The sequence below is a fragment of the Bacillus sp. LK2 genome, from assembly GCF_001043575.1.
GTDB classification, from domain to species: Bacteria; Bacillota; Bacilli; order Bacillales; family Bacillaceae_G; genus Bacillus_A; species Bacillus_A paramycoides.
Window position 1 is genome coordinate 1 of record NZ_LDUK01000061.1, and the last position, 16,431, is coordinate 16,431.

The following is a 16,431-nucleotide window of genomic DNA, read 5'->3' on the forward strand; positions in this document are numbered from 1 at the left end:
GAGACCCTCTTCCGTTGTTTTCTTCCTGATATCTATTATTTTCTTTTATTTGCTTAGGTTGCTGTTCCTTGGGTTGCTTTTGTTCTATATACTTTTGCTTCTCGTATCCTTCTTCTTTTACAGGTGACGAATTCGATGATGTATCAGGAAATGACTTTTGTTGCGAATGTATCTCCTCATCGCGCTCCTCTTGATTAGACGGCGGCGCAGGAGGAGTAAGTGATTTCCGCTTCTCATTCTCTTGTTTTATATAAACACCTGTGCCAACCCCTGCTTTCTCGGCATTCTCGCGCATTTGCATCGTACTGGTTTGATATACGACTGTAATATGTTTTATCTCATACTCTTTCTTTAATTCTTGCATAGCCTTTTCCAACTGTGGTTCTAGCGACTTGTCCTTTGTAACAGCTGTTAGCATAACTTGCTTATCATTCGTTAAGTACTTATCCTCTTGACTCTTCTTTATAATAGTACGTATTACGTCTTGCAGGTGTTTATTTTCCCATCGCTTCATTTCATTTAAAATACGCCTTCCATCATCATTACAAGCTCGCAAATCTATAACACGAAGATCCTTTGTTACGCTCACCTCTAAACTTGGATTTATATCAACTGAGACATAAGCAAATACTTTTTCTTCAGGTTGGTTGTAGAAAAACAGCAACACACATAGAAAACAAGCAACAAGTAATGATGCAGGCTTTAAGAAAGAAGGGATTGAAAAATGCGGTGCTCTTTGTTCTTGTTCGTTAAACGAGATTTCCTCTCCAATCATGTAAGAGTGCGCTTTTCTTTTAAACGAAATAAATTCTCCATTTGGAGTTAAAACAACTACGCTATGTTTTTTTATATCCATCACAATTCCTTTATTCATCATGCTACCCCTCTTATATAATCAAGAATATATGTATAGTTGTTTGCAAAGATAATACACATTGCAATAATGTATTTTCTATGCCGCTCTAACGTTTTACGACTTACCCTAACACGCGGTTCAATATGTTTAAGCGGTAACTTTTTCTTTCGGAACAGCTCTTCCATCATTTTCTCATCTTTTATAATAATCTTTACAATTTCTATTAAGTGCTCACGCGTATCACGATGCTTAGGAGATTCCTTAGCAAGCTCTGAAAATGTGATTTTAAACTCAGCTAGCACACTTTGAAAATGAAGAATTTCCTCCTTACGGTTACTATTTTCCATCTCTTTCATATACTCCGTAAGCGATACTTGCATTTCTAACATTTCCTCTTGCTCATCTTCTTTTAAAAAGACAAGATTATGCTTAGACTCCTTGCGTATATAGTCAATTACGTCTCTTTTTATAAGAAGATCAGCAAACGCTAGAAAAGATTTTCCTTTTTTATATGAATACTGTTCAATTGCTTGGTTAAACGCAAACAATCCAATGCTATATTCATCATCCTGTTCTGTAATATATCGGCGGCAGACAGACGAAATTGATTTTCTAATAAAAGGCTGATACTGTACGATAAAAGCTTCCTTATCTCCTCCGTTGTTTTGTATGTTATATACGATATCTTCTATTTTCGTTTTTTTTAAGATCTTCATTACTAAACTCAACACTAGTAATCTCCCTGCCTCCTTCTGCTTCAAATAGCAAAATGGTCACTAAACAAGTGACCATTTAACCACATTTTCTTAGTACTTTTTTTGAGCTTGTCTTCTTCCTGTTGCTCATATTTTTCGAGGCCAACTTTTTCCACCGTTTTCTTAATGATTATTCTTTTCTGTTTGTGCTAGAGTTAAGTCTGCATTTTGATCTACCTTCTTATTCTCTTTCGCAATAGCGTCCGCTTGTTTTGCTTGCTCTTTTTCTATTTTAACTGCAATCTTTGAATAACTCTTCTCTATATTTTTGGTAATTTCAGCTTTTGCTTTCGGATTCCCCGTTTGATCTAGCAATTTTATTAATGCTTCAACGTTATTTTCGATGTGTACTTTTACTTTCATTGCTTCTTTTTCTTCTTTGCCAAAAGCTTATCTTACTTTCCTAAGTCTTCTGTCGCTTTTTTTTAATGTTTCTTGTGTAAAATTGCTTTTTAATCGTGTTTTTTCATAATCATTTTTCTTCCATTTTCTTTCTTTACTATATATATTCGAAGGAACAAAAAAATTTATGGGGGTCAAAAAAACATTTTTTATAAAATAGCTATTTATTTCAAAAATAAAAACCATCAATTTGAAAAAAGATTAATCAAATTGATGGTTTTCTTGTTATATTTATTAACTTTTTATAACTAAGGTTAATCATATAAGCCTTTAATTGTAGTTATCCTTTTTTCTGTTACTTCTATTGCAAACATGATACAAGATTTTATCGGCCACCCATCCACTAAAACCGTACAAGTTGGTTTCTCAATGTATCTAAAATAGTATCAGCTGTTCTCACTATTCCCTGCCGATTTTCTCCATTGTTATCTTTCTTGGTTATCATAATAGGTTTTATCTGCGTATTTTTTATCATTTCCTTTTAGATAGGCTAAGATTACTTTTGGATTTTTAAGTAAAGCCCAGTCTCCATATTTATCAAATCTTCTGCATGAAGTTATCATTCCATTTTTAATTGTACCGAATTTCTTATTATTTTGCTTTCCCAATTCTTTTAACCGTTTAGCGAAATCTGCATCTTCTGCCATAAGCATATTTTCATTAAATCCGTTGATTGCCATAAAGTCTTTTTTATAGCACCAAAAAATCCCTACAGATATAGCTCCATACTTAAAAAGTAAGGGGATTATTATTAACATTGCGGAAAGGAATATTCCTAAAGATATTCTTTCAAACTTCCCAGTTACCCCACCACCAATGTATTTACCTGAGGCTAAATATTTATCTACATTAGACAACATAGACTCTGTCATTTGGGTATCAGCGTCTATAGTAATGATTATTTCTCCACTAGCTATTTTAGCCCCTGCATTTCGGATTTTAGATAAGTTTTTATCGTTATTTTTTAATGTAATACAGTTATAAGATTTTGCTATTTCCTCTGTTTTATCTGTGCAACGATTTAAAATAACTATAACTTCAGTTTGATCTTTATATGCCTCTGATGCCTTTGCAATTGAATCTAAACATTTTCTAATGTACTTTTCTTCATTGTGTGCAGGGATTATAATAGAAAACTTCACATCTTTTTCTAGATTGACTCCTGAAGATTCGTTTGTTTCAGTCATAATATCCCCCCTTATTTTATAAAGAAAATATCTATTATACATAATATATATTACCATTTATTAGGATGTATTATAGAAACTGAAGGTAAACTATTACATAAATTTCTTATCGTCCATTTTATCATGATTGACGAAAGAAAAGATTAACATAACGTACTATTATCGGTAACAAAGAAAAGGCGGATCCCTACTCTTACAAGAAATCAGCCTTTCTCTATTACTTTATTCATTTTTTTACATTATTTACCCTGATATGGGTTTTAGTTTTTTATTTGTTACAATATAAAAAAGGCTAACAATTCAAGATCGTTAACCTCCACCTTCCATAATCTCGCCTGTTAAAATACAACAAACGACTAGCTTCTTCAACTTACAATATATTCTCCTTTTATTACAAAAAACGAACCCCGAATTGTTCCAGCAAGTTTAGACTTCTGCCTAGCAAATTTAAACTTCTCTTCTAACTCCTTTGGTATCTCCATTCCTTCAGAAAGCTTAAACCCGACAGCCCGCTTCTTCGGGTTATCCAGTGTATACATGACGTTGACTGCAAGACCATCCTCGTAAAAAATATAAGCAAATTTGATATTTCCCACTTGAAAACGTGAGGTTTCTAAAGGTTTGGCCTCAAACTCAATATTACGTTCTTCTTTCAAAATACGGTTCGCATAATCAAGAGTTTCCTGGCTTTCACTAGCTGGTACAACCGTAAATTCATGCTTGTATTTGTTCATAAAGTAACGGGCTTCATGGGCACGTAAACCAGCAAGCGCTTCTGCTACAGGTGAAGACTCTAAGCCAGCTGTAGTTACATTTTTAAAATCAACGACGTTGGACAATTCTATCTCTCCTTTTAACTCTTTACTTCCTAACAACCGGAATCCACATTTCACCAAATACTAAGCCATTTCGCTGCCCCATCTCAACCGTTGTATTTGGTCCACCAACATAGGCAAAATCCTTCGCTTCTCGTAAGACTTGACCAAAGGCAATGCCAGTAAGCTTATTACTTAGCTCCTCAGCCGTCTTACCTTCCCCTTTCACTACTAAGTATTCTCCCCTCGGAAACTGGATAACTCTAGATTCTTCTTGTATCGTTGCCTCTGTCATGACACCAGCATAATACATCATCTTGTTATTAACCGCTTCGCTCACAGAAAAAATGTAATCATTTGTGGCTATAGCTTTTAAGTTGTCCAGCCTTCCATCTTGTGTGACTGCCAACCAAAAGTCTGTCTTTTCCTTGTTTATGCCTGCAAAGTCTGTGTATTCACTCTTAATTTCAGTTCCAATACCTAACACGATAAAGCTATCTTTTTCTTCTAAAGTATAATTTTTCATATTCAAAACCTTCCTTTTTTTTAATTAATCAAACGATTTCTCTTTTCATCTGATAAGTTTATAATATCCTTAAATCATGTCAAAAAATGATACTGTTTAGGAGACCAAAATGAAAAAAGTTGAACGGATTAGTACAATCATGCGGTATATTAATAACCGCTCCCACTTTACTATTTCTGAAATTATACAAGAATTTAACATCTCACGATCGACAGCTATTAGAGACATTAGAGAAATTGAAGCAATGGGGATGCCACTTGTCGCTGAAGTTGGAAGGGCTGGGGGATATTTTGTTATGCATAACTCTATCCTGCCCGTTGTTCGCTTTACTGATAATGAGGTTAAAGCTCTTTTTATTGCCTTTATGGCTACAAGAAATCAACAACTCCCCTATCTAAAGAGTCGTCAATCTTTAGCCGAAAAACTACTGGGACTCATCTCAGAAATCCAGCAGGATGACCTTGTTCTTTTAAATCAAATCTTGCTTTTTGAAGGGACTAATCCCCACAATCCCGACCTACTTGAGCTTTCTGACCTCCCCCACCCTATGTTAGAAAAACTCATCCAAATCCTTCTTTTGGATAGACATTTATTGATTACCCTAAAAGAAGAGAATGTGATCAAGTCTCATCCAATTTATCTACTACACCTTTATCAAGAAAAAAGCCATTGGATAATTGAAGGATTTGACATAAAAGAAGAAAAAAAGAAGATGTTTCTTGTCGATCATTTCATTAATGTCGAGCCCTATAAGACGAAAAAGAGATTAAGTAAGAAAAAGATTTTAGAAAAACTAAGTAAGAAAGACGAAGCAATCAACCTTGTACTTGAACTTGGTCCAAAAGCGATTGCCCAGTTCAAAAAATACCATCCTTTAAAAATTTCTATTTCCTATACAAATCCTTATCAATCCACAGCCATTCTAAAGACTTTTATCAATGTTAACAATCTCGATGAATTAACAGAAATAACAAATTGGCTACTTTTCCTAGGTAAAGATATCAAAATCAAGGAAGTGCCTGAAGAAGTGTTAGAAGGTTTACAAGAGAGATTATGTTTATACTGTCCATAAGCAGTGACCAGTTAAACCAAAAATAATATTGAGTTCACCTAGTTTCCAGTTACTTCAATCCAAATACTTAATAAAAACATTTTATTCGCTACCGCTGCTTTAAACGCTCTTCTAGTAATAACACCAACACAAAAAAGACATGAACTAATCTTAGTTCATGTCTTTTTATATTAGAGTTTAACCCTCATTAAATTGCTTGTTTAAGTTTCGAATGTGGATTTATCTTATCCATAATCTCTTTCGTTCTTTTTTCATATCCCACTATTTTTGGACTAGAACCAACAATAGTGAATTAGAATAATGACTTAATACTTGCTAGGACAGTAAGTATACCTATAACAATGACAAATACATTGCTCATTTTCCCTCTGTATTTAGCTAGTACTGGTACTTTACGGATCGCATACATTGGTAATATACATAAAATAGCAGCAACTAACGGACCGCTAAGGGCATCAATGATTCCAAGAATACTTGGATTTGCATAAGCAACATACCAGCATGTTAATACGACAAAAGTAAGAATCATTGTCTTAACTGTTTTTTCTCCTATATCTTTCCCACGTTTTTTACCGGACTTGATAATCATGTCACGCATTACCTCATACGCTCCTATATAGTGGCCAAGGAAAGACTTTGTAATAGCCACAAACGCAATGATAGGAGCTGCAATAGTGATTACAGGCGAATTAAGCTCATTAGCAAGGTATGATAGGATTGACAAGTTCTGTTCTTTTGCCATCTTAAGATCATCTGGAGTCAAACTTAAAGTACTGCTCCAAACAAAGAACATAACAACAACGAATGTCATGATATAACAAACTTTTTGTATTTGAGCACACTTGGCATCAGTAGCTTCTATTCCATACGTAGCTCTCTGTTTCATAACGAATGACGAAATCATAGGAGAATGATTAAACGAGAACACTATGATTGGTAGTATCATCCATATCGTTCCGAAATATCCTGTTCCTGTTGAAGCAGTAGAAACACCTGAAAAACTAAGCATTGACGTATTCCACTGTGGAATTAAAGATATTGCGATAAAAAGTAGAGAAGCTATGAAAGGATATACTAGCATGCTCATTATCTTTACAGTGATATCTTGACCAAAATTTAGTATAGCGATAAGACCGAGTACTAATACAAGCGATAAAATGGCCCTTGGAGGCTCCGGCATGTGCAATTGATGCACGATAAAACTACTCGCAGTATTTGTAAGTGCAACCGAATACATCAACACGATCGTATAAATTGAGACGAAATATACTATGTTAAAAATGATACTTGCCTTATTTCCGAAATACTCTCTTATCGTGCCTGTAATCCCCTCATCAGCAGAATTTGAAGCGTATATCATTTTAGCAAGCGCCCTATGTGAATAATACATAACAGGATATGCAAGTATGGTAATTAACAGTAATGATAATAAACCACCTGAACCTGCATTAATAGGTAAGAAGAGTACTCCTGCTCCAATTGCTGTTCCAAAAAGGCTCAATGCCCAGGTAGTATCTTGTTTATGCCACTTTTTAGGATCTAGATATTCCTCATTTTTTACTGCAGTATTTTCAGCTTGAAATTCTATATTTTTTGCAGTATTCCCATTCATATAATTATTCCCCCTTGTATCCTATTCTTACGTCTCTTTTTAGGCTTAGGAATATAGAACATTTTTGAAAAATGAATCGCTTACAAAATTTTCTACATTGTAATCGATTCCACCTAAACCTGTCTGTCTCTCTTAATTTGCGAGGCATTTATCCTCCAACCAACCCTATACATCGCTTCAATAACTTCGCCAGTAGCTTTGATATTATTTACGCTAGCTAATGCGATGTCCACTGTTGCTGAACTATTTTGAATAAATCCCCCTTCTAAGCACACACCTTTCTTAAAGTAATCGTGTCAGTCTGTCCAATTTTAAAATGTTTGATATTTTCTCCGTCGGTAATAGATTACCTCTCGACGCCCTCATTATAACGTTAATATTTACGAGTCTAATGTTTTTTTATTTTTAGAAAGATTGAATAATCAGAATTATGAATAGATAATTAATTCCAAGTGGTATGTAGCAATTGTGTCCATCGTTTGAAGCTGTATTAGTCGGTAGAAAAGCAAAAATAATACAGATTTCCTTTTGTTAACACATTGATTATATTAGGAACTCGTTATAAAGATACTTATATTCTCCTTTGTTGAAGCACCTTATTTTAGACGTGAAAACTGTTATACTAAATGATCAATGCAGATGTAAAGAAATAAATTAAGAAAACATAAAAATATTTTTACGAATATTTATTATATATAATGAATTTATATTCATTTTTCAGAAAAAAGGAACTTCTCCCCCCAAGGAGCCACCACAACTTCTATAATGATTGACATGTTACGCCTTTTAAAAGAATAACTCCACAGGATATCTTTTACAATATGTAATATTTATTAAGTGTAGTTTTATCTAAATATGCATAATTACATAAAGTTTATAAAAAAAAGAGAGTATACTTTTGTATTGTGTAATAAAGATAAAGCCCACCTACGGAAATAGGTGGGCTTTTCACATATAAAAATTGCATTAATTATATGACGATTAGAATTGAGTTCAAAATATTATTTCTTCCCCTTCAACTCTCTCAGTCTGCTTTTTTTCAACGTCTGAACCTACATACGTACCAACTGTGTAACCAGTAAAAATACCAACAACTATAGCAATAACTAAGATTAATGTGATTTTAATCCACTTTTTCAAACATATATTTTATTTCGGAAAATTTAGTTGTCACGAGACACCGAACCGATGGTGTACTTACCCTAACTGACGTTTAAATGCTTTATTGGCGAAGAAGTAAGCGATGACCATGATGCCGACGCACCAAGCAAGCGCGATCCAGATATCGTTGCTAACAGACCCTTCATACAAGAGGGCACGAATCGCATTCACGATTGAAGTCACGGGCTGGTTCTCAGCGAACGCACGAACAATTTTAGGCATAGTTTCGGTAGGAACAAAGGCCGAACTAATAAACGGCAGGAAAATTAGTGGGTACGAGTAGGCTGTCGCCCCTTCCATAGACCTCGCTGTCAACCCGGGAATGACAGCCAGCCATGTCAGCGCCAGCGTAAACATCCCGAGTATCCCAGCTACCGCGAGCCAATCCAGGATATCAGCGCTGGAACGGAAGCCCATCAGGAGCGCAACGAGGATAACCACCACGATAGTAAGCACATTAGCAACAAGTGAAGTTAATACGTGAGCCCACAATACAGACGAACGCTTGATGGGCATAGTAATGAAACGCGCCATCAGTCCGCTCTTTATATCCGTAAACAACCGCACGGAAGTGTAAGCGACACCGGATGCGATAGCCATCAACAAGATTCCCGGTAATAAATAATTGACGTAGTTATCTGTTCCTGTCTCTATGGCACCACCAAATACGTAAACAAACAACAGCATCATCATAATTGGTGTAATTGCTACCGTAATTATCGTATCTGGACTGCGCATGATGTTTCGCATTAATCGTCCTAATAATACCCCTGTCTTGCTTTTCATTTACATCTTCTCCTTTTTACCGATAATCGCAAGGAAAATTTCCTCCAACGTCGGCTGCTTCTCGATATACTCCACTTTTGCTGGCGGGAACATCTCTTTCAGTTCAGTAAGAGTACCAGTCGTAATAATTTTTCCGCCATGCAGGATGGCGATACGGTCCGCCAGTTGTTCGGCTTCCTCCAGGTACTGGGTCGTCAGCAAGATGGTTGTGCCACCGCCAGCAAGCTCCTTGACGGTATCCCACACTTCAATCCGTGCTTCAGGGTCAAGCCCTGTCGTCGGTTCGTCGAGAAAAATAACTGCTGGCGTCCCGATCAGGCTCATGGCGATGTCAAGCCGGCGCTTCATCCCGCCTGAATACTGGTCTGCCCGGCGGTTGGCCGCATCGGTCAGGCTAAATCTTGCAAGCAGATTGTCGGCGACTTGAGCGGGATTGGAAACTCCACGCAACTTGGCGATCATTATCAGGTTTTCCCTCCCGGTGAGCATGCCGTCTAAAGCTGCGAACTGCCCTGTCAGACTGATGCTTTGACGAACATAATCCGGTTGACGCTGGACGTCAAAGCCGCAAATACCTACTTCGCCGCCATCGGGCTTCATCAGCGTCGAGAGGATGTTGACCGTCGTCGTCTTGCCCGCTCCATTGGAGCCCAGCAGTGCGAAAATTTCGCCACGCTGCACCTCAAAATCCACCCCTTTTAATACCTCCTTGTCTTTAAAAGATTTTTTTAACCCTTTTACAGAAATCGCTGCATTGCTCATACTTTTTTCCTCCTTATAAAAAATGTTTTGCAAAGCTAGACTGCCTACACTCCTCTATTTAGTGTTACTGATAATCTGTATTACTTAGTACCGGGTTAAAAATATAACTGAATAGCGATGGTGGCAATTCACATTTGTAACCAGCTAATCAGTCGGTATTATCTATTGCATTTATTTTTTTCTCAATCGATTCATGATACTCTGATTCAAATCTTCACGATACTTGGAGACATAGGTTTTAGCATTTGCTACTAGTTCGTCAGCAAAGGACGCCACGTCTTCCCCAGTGATTTCAAGCACTTGTCTCCCTTCCGCCGCACCGGCTTCGAACAAATCGATTAATTCATACTGTATGTGTAGCATATCCATCCCGTTGCCTGCTGAGAAATTCCACATGTAGTTTTGAATTTTCTTAAATACAAACTGGTAGTCCTCTGGGAGAGCCCCAACTCGTGCCATCATCATTTTGTACTCTTTTTTATCACCAATTAATTTTTTGAACATTTCCATCATATTGTTTTTCCTCCTTTTTTATAAAGCAGAACAAGAAATTCCAAAAACATTAGACGCAATAACTTATCTTATGAAGCTAGTTTGACTTCAAGACGTTAATTTTTGATGATACAAAATCCCATTTTTCCCAAAACAATTCAAGCTCCTGGCGGCCAGCATCATTAAGTGAATAAAACTTACGGGGCGGCCCCATATCTGACGGTTTCTTTTCAATATTCACAAGCTTTTTCTTCTCTAATCGTACGAGGATGGTATACACAGTTCCTTCCACGACTTCGGTAAACCCAAGATCATTCAGGTGGCGGGTAATCTCATAGCCATAGGTTTCACGGCGGCTAATGATTTCCAGCACACATCCTTCCAGCGAACCTTTCAGCATTTCAGTTAAATTTTCCATATTCTGCTCCTCCTCTACCCCCTATTCTGTCTGACTTATATTCAGTATCACAGAGTACTAAGGCTAATTTTTACTGAATAGCTTTTGAAAAACCATACTATTCAGTATTACTTATTACAAGTACATTGTATGACTAAGTAGCGATAGATGTCAACTGATTTTCAAATTTTTTCTAAAATCCGCTATTACCTATTGTTTACTGAATATATTTTGAGAAACAACACTATTCAGTATCGCTTATTACAAGTACATTGTATGACTAAGTAGCGATAGATGTCAACTCGATTTTTATATTTTTTCTAAAATCAACTATTACCTATTAGATACAGCCGATTTTCTTTTTGAAAAAATTTCGCCACATACTTATCCTACTAAGAAAAGAAAATACCCCAACACAAAAATTCTACCTTTTTGTGTTGGGGCGCTATACTATACAGAAGTTAATGAATATGGCTAACTCTTCTTATTAATAAGACGGATCATTTTTTTGTTACGATAACATCATATCCATATCTTCTGCTGCAGTTGTAATTAGTTTTAAACCAAATGTTTCTTGTAATACATCAAGCACACCAGACGAAATAAATTCAGGAGCCTTTGGACCGATACGAATATCTTGAATCCCAAGGCTAAATAGCCCTAGTAAGATGGCAACCGCTTTTTGTTCAAACCATGATAGGACAATACTCACTGGTAATTCATTTACTTCACATTGAAAAGCATCTGCTAAAGCGGCCGCTATTTTCACTGTAGAAATTGAATTATTACATTGTCCTAAGTCAATGTAACGCGGGATCTCCGTACCAGGTACAACACCGTAATTCACATCATTAAAACGGAATTTCCCGCAAGAAGTTGTTAAAATAACCGTTTCTGGTGGAAGTGACGTTGCTAATTCACGATAATATTCTCCACCTTTTCCTGGGGCATCACAACCTGCGATAACAAAGAATCGCTTAATTTTCCCTTCCTTCACTGCCTCAATGATTTCTGGAGCTAATGATAATACTGTATTATGATGAAAACCTGTTACTAACTGTTCATCCGACTCCATATGTACTTCTGGAAGCTCTAGCGCTTTTTGAATCAATGGTGTAAAATCATCATTTTCAATTTTTTGTACACCCTCTAAGCCTGCAATATCATATGAAAAGAATCGATCAGAGTATGATCCTTTAATTGGCATAACACAGTTCGTTGTAGCTAATATTGCACCGGTAAATTTTTCGAAAAGGCGTCTTTGATCGTACCATGCCTTACCAATGTTTCCTTTTAAATGTTTATATTTTTTCAATTGTGGATATCCGTGTGCTGGCAGCATTTCAGAATGCGTATAAATATTAATTTCTTTTCCTTCTGTTTGCTTTAATAATTCCTCTAATGCAAATAAATTATGACCAGTAACTACAATTGCCTTACCTTCTACATGATTTTGTGTAATTTGAACAGGCTCTGGAACACCAAAGTGATTCGTATGTGCCTCATCTAATAACTCCATCACTCGTAAAGCTGATTTCCCTACTTTCATAGCCATATCAATATGTTCTTGTTCATTAAAGTTAGAATTTGTTAATGTCATATATAACGCTTCTTGCGTTGTAGCATCTACAAATGCATCTGTATACCCTAGCTGAGCAGCATGGGTACGATAAGCTGCAATTCCTTTTAACCCAAACACAATCGTATCTTGTAAACTTGCAATGGTTTCATTCTTTCCGCAAACACCTATTACTTTACATCCACCTGTTGGCGTTTGTTCACATTGATAACAAAACATATCATCCCACCCTCTCCCAATCATTCCTTACAAACTAAGCATAATACCCATTGAGAAAAAGGGATGTGATATCAATCACAATAATATGTAAAAGTTTGTGACAGTTCATATTGTTGACATAATATTTTTATTGACACTTTAAAATTCATACATAAGCATGGACACTTCTATTGATGGTTCCAAACATCTAGATAATTATTTTAAAGAAATGCTAGCGACATTTTGATTCATCAATATATGTAAAGCAACTAAATCTTTTACTTACTAGTTCATTGTACAAAACCAAGATTTCGTAATATATTTGGCAATAAAGAGTTTTGAATCTCTTAAGCAAATAGTTGTAATTCATCAGTTACAGAAATAAACTTAGAAAAACGCCATCCTTTTCTATCATTCAACAGAAGAATGGCGTTTTTTTCATTTTGAGGAACAATCATTTTTTTGTTAAAAACGTTTTAAAGACTTTATGAGAAATCTCTTTATTTACAATACTTTTACACTGTCTTAACATTATTTACATTACTTTATGGTATATTGATATAACAACTACTTAAGGAATTTCATGTACATTTTTATCTTTATGATCTCTTATCTAATTGATAAAGAAATCATGTTATATTTTTATAACAGGGGTGAACTTTGATGACTGAAACTTTAAAAACACTTATAATGCTTGATGCTACCTACGTTGTTATAGCAATTATGACGGTACTAGTATTTGTATACTTAGAATTAAAATCTCAGTGACGTATTCAGGCGTAATCGATAGCTTCAGCATTTAAATATAGCTAGAATAAACAGAGAAGGAAATTGTTTTCTTCTCTCTTTTGTATTCCAAAAGTTTCTTAAATCTACAATAAGCTTCATCATTATTTTATTTCTCGTTTCTTATTTCAACAAATCTAGTGTATGTAAAAGCAATCCTTTGTCACCTACATGACCATGACCAGGTACTACTGAAATCATATTTCCATATCGGTTCAACACATTTTCAATTGATCCGGACCATTCATTTACGTACGCATCAGCAACATTCCCTAAATCTTTAGCTTCCGTAGATTTCACTAAACAGCCTCCAGCTAAAATTTTATATTGTGGTAACCATACAACAATGTTATCTTCGGTATGACCTTTCCCCGGATAGAACGTTTCTACTTTCATATTTCCATACTTCATATTCGTAATCGTTTGTAAGTCTCCAAGCGGCTCCTCATATCCATTTTTCTTTGCTATTTCCGCAGTTAATGCTGTACTATGCGCTTTAATACCTCTTTCTTTCAACGTTTTCATTCCGCCAATTCGATCCTCATGCGCATGTGTAATAATGACATCAGTTACTCGCTTCTGAAATTTCTTTTCTACCATCTCTATTAATTCTTTCGTTAACTTATCATCCCAAGAAGAGTCTACAAGTACTAAACCTTTAGAAGTATTTAAGACTAAACCATTTGAAGGAACTGCAACTCCGTTAAAATAACCTAACTCAGTATGTACCCATACATTCTTGTTTAGCTGAGAAATTGAAATTGTTCCTGTCTCATTTTTTATTACTTTCTGTTCTACCTCTTGTTCTGCTTGTACAGGAGATATTGCAGTAGCAAATTGACTTGCTCCTAGTAAACTTACACATAACCCTATTTTTAATAACGTATTCTTTTTCATCCTTATCAATCCTTTCTTTCAAAGCAAATAGTTATTACCTATAATAGACAATTCATTCCAAAAGTTTGTTCCATCTTTTCTTACATATTTTTCATGCGATTAATAAAAAAGCGTACAAAATTTTGTACGCTTCAAAACTTAATCTTTCATTCCATAATTCTCAAACTCTTCCTCATTCCCATAAAACACATTCAAGTCAATATATTTTTCTTTTCCATTATAACCGCTTAATCTTCCACGGTTCGTGTATTGCCAAAACGTCCATTTTCTCTCATCGGATAAACTCGGCTTTGTAAGAACACTACGAATCCATATATCACATTCAGGATATACATCTTTTATGTACAAGTCATACGCCTCTTGAGTTGCATACAATATCACGTTCTTATCATAATGTTTTTCTAACATTTTTATCATTACCGTCAACTCTTTCGTAACATCTTCACGCCTAGGGGGATTGTCTTTTTTATCACCGTAAAACTCAACATCTATAACTGGTGGCAATGCTCGTTCATGTTTTGGAACAGTTCTTATGTATTGCTCTGCTTGCGTTTCACCCTTACTATCAAAACTAAAAAAATGATACGCTCCTATACGCATATTTGTCTTATTAGCATTAGTCCAATTTTCCGAAAAGTACTCATCCACAAACGAGCTCCCTTCAGTAGCCTTTATAAACGCAAACTTCATATTCTGTTTTTCTAACTCTCTCCAATCTATCTCTCCTTGATAAGATGCGACATCTACACCTTTTATTAAAAACTTATCCGCTTTTAATTGATTTGGAATGAATATCCCTTGGAAAATCAAGTAAGCAACTACCCCCATTACACTAATTAGGGTAAGAAATCCTCCTATTATAAGCTTCTTTTTCATCTGTATCTCTCCTTTGTATACACTAAACTCATACTATTCTAAAAAGAACTCGGCTTACAAAACCAAGTTCTTTTTAAAGCAACTATTTTCCATTTTCTTTTATTCTCTCCTTCTATTAAAACTCACCTTTTTATTCCATTCACAACACTTCTCTTTATTTACTAATGTATAATAAAGTTAATATTCCGTTTTATTAGAAGGGAGATACTATGAACCTATTAAGTAAAAATATATACAAGCAAATGAAACAATATTCTGTTGCTGGTTTAAGCCTCGCTGTTATACGTGGTGGTAAACTAGACGAAGCGACAGCCTTCGGAACACTTGAATCTGGAACAACTAGAAATATTACTACAAATTCCATCTTCAATTCTTGTTCTATTAGCAAATTCATCACCGCAACGCTCGTACTAAAATTATGTGATCAAGGAATCGTAAATTTAGATGAAGACGTAAATGATAGACTCACATCTTGGAAAATCCCTACCAACAAATTGACTTCAAAGAAAAAAATCACTTTACGAAATTTATTAAGTCATCAATCCGGAATAATCGACCCGCCTAATAGTTTTGAACATTATAGGCTCGCGCAAGGAATACCTAAAATTCCTGAACTCCTTGCCGGTAACGCGTTATATTGCCCAGTACCTATAGAAGTGAATTATGAACCAGAAAGTGAATTTCACTACTCTGACGCAAGCTTTTGTATAATCGAACAACTACTAGAAGATATTACTGGGCAATCATTTAGTCAGTTACTAAAAGAATTTATCTTTCACCCACTACAAATGAAAAATAGTACACTATTCTCTCCTGAAGACATGAATAAAACCGACACCTTTGCTTGCGGGTATAATAAAGATGGGACTGTAACAAATGAAAAGTATCCGTTTTATCCATTCCCAGCTGCTTCAGGCATTTGGACAACACCATCTGACTTATCAACTTTAGTAATTGAACTTATTCATTCCTTACAAGGGAATAGCAAATTAGCACTTTCTCAACAAACAGTACAAGATATGATTTCTCCTCAAGGCTGCTCAAAATGGACTGGCTTAGGTGTTTTTCTAGATGATTCTAATGAAGACTTACAAATTTATTCACTTGGCTGGGGCGTTGGATTCCAATGTATGATGGTTTGTTATCCACTCCGAGGGAATAGCGCTATTATTATGACAAACTCGGATTTAGGTGTTCATCAAATGGAAGGGATTATTGGTGAGGTTTTAAAAATGTTATCCTTATAATGAACTAAGCAAAAACAAAGAAAGA

16 protein-coding genes and 2 pseudogenes are annotated in these 16,431 nt (G+C 35.4%); 2 read left to right on the forward strand and 16 right to left on the reverse strand.

Translation table 11 applies throughout. From position 1 onward, the window contains the following. The 6 genes from VK90_RS25060 to VK90_RS25085 all read right to left on the reverse strand — a co-directional run. The coding region (locus VK90_RS25060) for an anti-sigma factor domain-containing protein (RefSeq protein WP_048376105.1) at window positions 1-874 on the reverse strand (874 nt) is incomplete at its 3' end. Beyond that, the gene (gene sigI / locus VK90_RS25065) at window positions 874-1,587 is read right to left on the reverse strand and encodes an RNA polymerase sigma factor SigI (protein ID WP_048376107.1); all 714 of its coding nucleotides are present in this window, start codon (window positions 1,585-1,587) and stop codon (window positions 874-876) included. The genes VK90_RS25060 and sigI, both read right to left, overlap by 1 nt. 147 nt (window positions 1,588-1,734) lie before the next feature. Beyond that, window positions 1,735-1,974, reverse strand: a complete 240-nt coding sequence (locus VK90_RS25070; protein WP_231595961.1) for a hypothetical protein — start codon at window positions 1,972-1,974, stop codon at window positions 1,735-1,737. 464 nt (window positions 1,975-2,438) lie between these two features. Beyond that, complete coding sequence (locus VK90_RS25075) at window positions 2,439-3,200, reverse strand: glycosyltransferase (RefSeq protein WP_048376108.1); 762 nt, start codon at window positions 3,198-3,200, stop codon at window positions 2,439-2,441. 365 nt (window positions 3,201-3,565) lie between these two features. Continuing rightward, the gene (locus VK90_RS25080) at window positions 3,566-4,075 is read right to left on the reverse strand and encodes a hypothetical protein (protein ID WP_048376110.1); all 510 of its coding nucleotides are present in this window, start codon (window positions 4,073-4,075) and stop codon (window positions 3,566-3,568) included. Continuing rightward, window positions 4,062-4,541 carry a GyrI-like domain-containing protein gene (locus VK90_RS25085; protein ID WP_048376112.1) on the reverse strand — a complete coding sequence of 160 codons (480 nt, stop codon included), beginning with the start codon at window positions 4,539-4,541 and terminating at the stop codon, window positions 4,062-4,064. Before VK90_RS25085 ends, VK90_RS25080 begins: the two co-directional genes overlap by 14 nt. A 109-nt stretch (window positions 4,542-4,650) precedes the next feature. On the opposite strand from VK90_RS25085, the gene VK90_RS25090 reads away from it, so the two are divergent. Beyond that, a complete protein-coding gene (locus VK90_RS25090; RefSeq protein ID WP_048376114.1) occupies window positions 4,651-5,613 on the forward strand; it encodes a helix-turn-helix transcriptional regulator in 963 nt (320 codons plus the stop codon). A 292-nt stretch (window positions 5,614-5,905) separates the two neighbouring features. Here the strand turns inward: VK90_RS25090 and VK90_RS25095 are convergent, their stop codons facing one another. The 10 genes and pseudogenes from VK90_RS25095 to VK90_RS25130 form a co-directional block, all read right to left on the reverse strand. Continuing rightward, a complete protein-coding gene (locus VK90_RS25095) occupies window positions 5,906-7,225 on the reverse strand; it encodes an aromatic amino acid transport family protein (RefSeq protein WP_048376116.1) in 1,320 nt (439 codons plus the stop codon). A gap of 124 nt (window positions 7,226-7,349) precedes the next feature. Further along, window positions 7,350-7,473, reverse strand: a pseudogene (locus tag VK90_RS31495) (L-serine ammonia-lyase, iron-sulfur-dependent, subunit alpha); the annotation flags it as partial. 711 nt (window positions 7,474-8,184) lie between these two features. Continuing rightward, a pseudogene (locus VK90_RS30940) lies at window positions 8,185-8,365 on the reverse strand (PRK06770 family protein); the annotation flags it as partial. Between the two features lie 57 nt (window positions 8,366-8,422). After that, window positions 8,423-9,172, reverse strand: coding sequence for an ABC transporter permease (locus tag VK90_RS25100; protein ID WP_048376120.1), 750 nt, complete (start codon window positions 9,170-9,172; stop codon window positions 8,423-8,425). Then, window positions 9,173-9,934 carry an ABC transporter ATP-binding protein gene (locus VK90_RS25105; RefSeq protein ID WP_048376122.1) on the reverse strand — a complete coding sequence of 254 codons (762 nt, stop codon included), beginning with the start codon at window positions 9,932-9,934 and terminating at the stop codon, window positions 9,173-9,175. 171 nt (window positions 9,935-10,105) lie between these two features. After that, window positions 10,106-10,447: a DUF1048 domain-containing protein gene (locus tag VK90_RS25110; RefSeq protein WP_002172747.1), complete on the reverse strand. Its 342-nt coding sequence runs from the start codon at window positions 10,445-10,447 to the stop codon at window positions 10,106-10,108. A gap of 76 nt (window positions 10,448-10,523) precedes the next feature. Next, window positions 10,524-10,844, reverse strand: coding sequence for a PadR family transcriptional regulator (locus VK90_RS25115; RefSeq protein ID WP_000429482.1), 321 nt, complete (start codon window positions 10,842-10,844; stop codon window positions 10,524-10,526). Window positions 10,845-11,334: 490 nt separating this feature from the next. Continuing rightward, a complete protein-coding gene (gene hcp, locus VK90_RS25120; RefSeq protein ID WP_048376125.1) occupies window positions 11,335-12,621 on the reverse strand; it encodes a hydroxylamine reductase in 1,287 nt (428 codons plus the stop codon). 888 nt (window positions 12,622-13,509) lie between these two features. Next, on the reverse strand, window positions 13,510-14,283 hold the full coding sequence (gene bla2 / locus VK90_RS25125) for a BcII family subclass B1 metallo-beta-lactamase (protein ID WP_048376126.1): 774 nt from the start codon (window positions 14,281-14,283) through the stop codon (window positions 13,510-13,512). Between the two features lie 138 nt (window positions 14,284-14,421). Next, window positions 14,422-15,159: a glycoside hydrolase family 25 protein gene (locus VK90_RS25130; RefSeq protein ID WP_048376129.1), complete on the reverse strand. Its 738-nt coding sequence runs from the start codon at window positions 15,157-15,159 to the stop codon at window positions 14,422-14,424. 209 nt (window positions 15,160-15,368) lie between these two features. Between VK90_RS25130 and VK90_RS25135 the strand changes: the two genes are divergently transcribed. Further along, complete coding sequence (locus VK90_RS25135; protein ID WP_048376131.1) at window positions 15,369-16,406, forward strand: serine hydrolase domain-containing protein; 1,038 nt, start codon at window positions 15,369-15,371, stop codon at window positions 16,404-16,406. Window positions 16,407-16,431 lie beyond the last annotated feature (25 nt).

Bases quoted from the DNA above. Each gene is read 5' to 3' on its own strand.
- VK90_RS25070 (WP_231595961.1), bottom strand. From the start codon at position 1,974: ATGAAAGTAAAAGTACACATCGAAAATAACGTTGAAGCATTAATAAAA.
- VK90_RS25075 (WP_048376108.1), bottom strand. From the start codon at position 3,200: ATGACTGAAACAAACGAATCTTCAGGAGTCAATCTAGAAAAAGATGTG.
- VK90_RS25085 (WP_048376112.1), bottom strand. From the start codon at position 4,541: ATGAAAAATTATACTTTAGAAGAAAAAGATAGCTTTATCGTGTTAGGT.
- VK90_RS25090 (WP_048376114.1), top strand. From the start codon at position 4,651: ATGAAAAAAGTTGAACGGATTAGTACAATCATGCGGTATATTAATAAC.
- VK90_RS25095 (WP_048376116.1), bottom strand. From the start codon at position 7,225: ATGAATGGGAATACTGCAAAAAATATAGAATTTCAAGCTGAAAATACT.
- VK90_RS25100 (WP_048376120.1), bottom strand. From the start codon at position 9,172: ATGAAAAGCAAGACAGGGGTATTATTAGGACGATTAATGCGAAACATC.
- VK90_RS25105 (WP_048376122.1), bottom strand. From the start codon at position 9,934: ATGAGCAATGCAGCGATTTCTGTAAAAGGGTTAAAAAAATCTTTTAAA.
- VK90_RS25110 (WP_002172747.1), bottom strand. From the start codon at position 10,447: ATGATGGAAATGTTCAAAAAATTAATTGGTGATAAAAAAGAGTACAAA.
- VK90_RS25115 (WP_000429482.1), bottom strand. From the start codon at position 10,844: ATGGAAAATTTAACTGAAATGCTGAAAGGTTCGCTGGAAGGATGTGTG.
- hcp (WP_048376125.1), bottom strand. From the start codon at position 12,621: ATGTTTTGTTATCAATGTGAACAAACGCCAACAGGTGGATGTAAAGTA.
- bla2 (WP_048376126.1), bottom strand. From the start codon at position 14,283: ATGAAAAAGAATACGTTATTAAAAATAGGGTTATGTGTAAGTTTACTA.
- VK90_RS25130 (WP_048376129.1), bottom strand. From the start codon at position 15,159: ATGAAAAAGAAGCTTATAATAGGAGGATTTCTTACCCTAATTAGTGTA.
- VK90_RS25135 (WP_048376131.1), top strand. From the start codon at position 15,369: ATGAACCTATTAAGTAAAAATATATACAAGCAAATGAAACAATATTCT.